Here is a 517-nt window from a genome sequence, read left to right on the forward strand (position 1 = left end):
TCCTTGATGGCCGCAACCTCTTCCATGCTCTCTTTCAGGAAGAACGCCGGGCCTGCGGAGCCAATAAACGGCATATGGGCCGCCGCGGAGACGTTAGATATATTACGCAGCAGGGCGACATCCTGGGCGGAGGCATCAAACTCGTAGGCGGAAATCAGCGCCGCTATCGGCTCACCGCCCGGGCTGTCGTACTCTGCCGTGTAGGTGTGCTGGTACAGCCCGCTCTGAATGATCTCCGGCGCGTCTTCAAAGTCCTGGCGCAGGTCGTCTTTTGACAGATCCAGCAGTTCGATCTTCACGTTCTGGCGGAAGTCGGTTTTGTCCACCAGCGACTTCAGGCCGCACCACAGGCTTTCCACTTCCTGGAACGTCTCATGGTGCATCACCGCATCCAGCTGGCGACTGATCTGGTCGTCCAGCCTCGCAATATGATGGTCAATCAGCGCCTTGTCGAGTTTTTCAACTTTCGAGCCGGCGCTGGTCAGGCAGTCGAGAAACACCTGCATCCCCGCGGTCA

Annotated in this window: 1 protein-coding gene; it reads right to left on the reverse strand. The window is 58.4% G+C overall.

Going from position 1 to position 517, the window contains the following annotated elements; translation table 11 throughout:
• Window positions 1-517: type VI secretion system contractile sheath large subunit (locus JK154_RS17635; RefSeq protein ID WP_211994027.1), on the reverse strand; the 517-nt coding region annotated here is incomplete at both ends.

Origin of the sequence: Citrobacter sp. JGM124, from assembly GCF_018257795.1 — a bacterium.
Classification (GTDB): domain Bacteria; phylum Pseudomonadota; class Gammaproteobacteria; order Enterobacterales; family Enterobacteriaceae; genus JGM124.